2 protein-coding genes are annotated in these 2,455 nt (G+C 66.9%); both read left to right on the forward strand.

Features of this window, described 5'->3' with window-relative positions; all coding sequences use genetic code 11:
- The first annotated feature begins 4 nt into the window (after nucleotides 1-4).
- Entirely contained in the window at nucleotides 5-1,567 is a 1,563-nt protein-coding gene (istA, locus tag HMPREF3086_RS06265; protein WP_070720773.1) for an IS21 family transposase, read from the forward strand.
- On the forward strand, nucleotides 1,564-2,310 hold the full coding sequence (locus HMPREF3086_RS06270) for an ATP-binding protein (protein WP_070720770.1): 747 nt from the start codon (nucleotides 1,564-1,566) through the stop codon (nucleotides 2,308-2,310). Before istA ends, HMPREF3086_RS06270 begins: the two co-directional genes overlap by 4 nt.
- Nucleotides 2,311-2,455: the final 145 nt, after the last annotated feature.

The following is a 2,455-nucleotide window of genomic DNA, read 5'->3' on the forward strand; positions in this document are numbered from 1 at the left end:
CGTGATGGTACGGAAGATCAGGGCGAAGCTTGTGCTGCAGCTTCGCGCCGAGGGCCTGTCGGGGCGGGCGATCGCCGCCTCGCAGGGCATGTCCCGCAAGAGCATCACCGCGGTGCTGGAGGCTGCCGACGCGACGGAGACGAGCTGGGACGACGTCGCCGAGCTGACCGATGAGCAGGTGTACGCCCGCCTGTTCCCGGGCCGCGGGGAGCACGAGAGCGTGTTCGCCCAGCCGGACTGGGAGCAGGTCCACCGGGAGATGGCGCGGGTCGGGGTCACGCTGAAGCTGCTGCACGGCGAGTACACCGACCAGTGCAGCGCCTCGAAGGCACCGGCGATGGGCTATGACCGGTGGTGCAAGACCTACCAGCGGCACGTGATGGTCACCGGCGCCGCCTCCCGCGTCGGCCACAAGGCCGCCCAAACGGTCGAGGTCGACTGGTCCGGCCCCACGATGGAGCTCACCGACCCGGCAACCGGGGCGACGCGGAAGGTGTACCTGTTCGTTGGGTGCCTGCCGTTTAGCCGGTACGCCTTTGTCTATCCGGCGACCGATATGCAGCAGGACGCGTGGCTGCGGGCGCACGTGGCGATGTTCGAGTTCTTCGGTGGTTCGGTGCCGCGGATCGTGTGTGACAACCTCAAGACCGGGGTGGTCAAGCATCCCCGCGACGGGGAGATCGTGCTCAATGATGCCTACCGGGAGATGGCCGCTCATTACTCGGCAGCCGTTTTACCAGGCCGGATACGGCGTCCTAAGGACAAATCTGGGGCCGAGAACACCGTCTTGCATGTGGCGACGTGGGTGATCGCCGGCCTGCGGGATCGGAAGTTCGCCTCGCTGCCCGAGCTGGCGGAGGCGATCGGTGAGCGGATGGACGCCTACAATCGCGAACCGTTCCAGAAGCGTCCCGGCTCAAGACTCGGCGTGTTCACCGCGGATGAGCAGCCGCTGCTGACGCCGCTGCCGGCGGTGGCGTACGAGATCAGCCGGTGGCTCTACGGCCGCCGCGTGGGCCGCAACGGGCACGTGGTGTTCGAGCGCAACTTCTACTCGGCTCCACTGGCGCATATCGGCACCAAGGTCGACGTGCGGATCACCGCCCGAACGCTGGAGATCTACCGGGGTACCGAGCGGATCTCTAGCCACCTTCTGCTTCCCGAGCAGACATCAGGGCAGTACCGCACCAATGACGCCGACCTCCCAGCTGGCGAGCGATACCAACAGTGGGATGCGCCGCGGGTTCGCCAGTGGGCCGAGCGGGTGGGGCCGGCGGCGGTGATTGTGGTCAACCGGGTCTTCGAATCCGTCCCGGTCGACGAACAGGGCCTGGACGCCGCCCTGGCGGTGCTGCGCCTTTCTCGCCGTTTCTCGGCCGAGCGGGTCGAAGCCGCGTGCGCACTGGCGTTGACCGGTCCGGTGCGCTCGCCCCGGTACGCGCACATCCAACCAATCCTGGTCACCGGCCAGGACAAGGCCGCGGCCCTGCGACCGGCACAAGAAGCACCCGCTGAGGTCGGCGGCTACGTGCGCGGCGCCGACTACTACGCCGGAGGCACACGATGAGCGCCATCGATATCGAGACCAAGCGCAAGCTCCGCGAGATGGGCGCCCAGCCCCTGCTGGAGGCGATCGAGGCGCAACACGAGAACCACGTTCTCGGGATGAGTTTTCATGAGCGGCTGCAGCTGGTCGTCGACCACGCCCACGAGAGCTTCAACCACTCCAAAGTCGACGGGCTGATCCGGCGAGCAGGACTGCGGTACCCGGGTGCTGATCTGCGGCGGGTCGACCTGATCGACGAGCGCGGACTGAACCGGGCCGTGCTCGCCCAGCTGGCAACCTGCTCGTTCATCGATCGCCAGCAGAACGTCGTGTTTCAGGGTTTCACTGGCTCGGGAAAGTCCTACCTCGGCTGCGCCCTGGCCAAGCAAGCCTGCACCCACCGGTACCGGGCGCACTACATCCGAATGCCCGACCTGGAAGAGGCCTGGGCGCTGGCGAAAGACCGACCGCAGGGGCAGACGAAGTTCCTCAAGAAGTACGCCGCGTTCTCGCTACTCGTGATCGACGAATGGCTCCTCGACCACCCCGATGAGGCGATGCGCAGCATGCTGCTCGAACTGCTCGAGCGCCGCTACGACACCGGATCCACCGTCTTCTGCACGCAGTACGCGAAGAAGGACTGGCACCAACGCCTGGGCTCCGGGGTCCACGCCGACGCCATCATGGACCGCATCGTCCACAGCGCCATCTGGATCGACACCGGCACCCACAACATGCGCGAGCACGCCGCCGCGCACCAGTAGCGAAGACCCCGCTGGGGGGTCGGTGGCCCCGACAGTCGCGATCACCGGCCCCCAACGGCAATACTGCTGGCCCCCGAACGCAATATCCGGTGGCCCCCAAGCCTCAAAATACTCACCTCGTTCTGATCCGCGGCCGACACCCGCA

This window comes from Dietzia sp. HMSC21D01, from assembly GCF_001815995.1.
In the GTDB taxonomy this organism is placed as follows: Bacteria; Actinomycetota; Actinomycetes; order Mycobacteriales; family Mycobacteriaceae; genus Dietzia; species Dietzia cinnamea.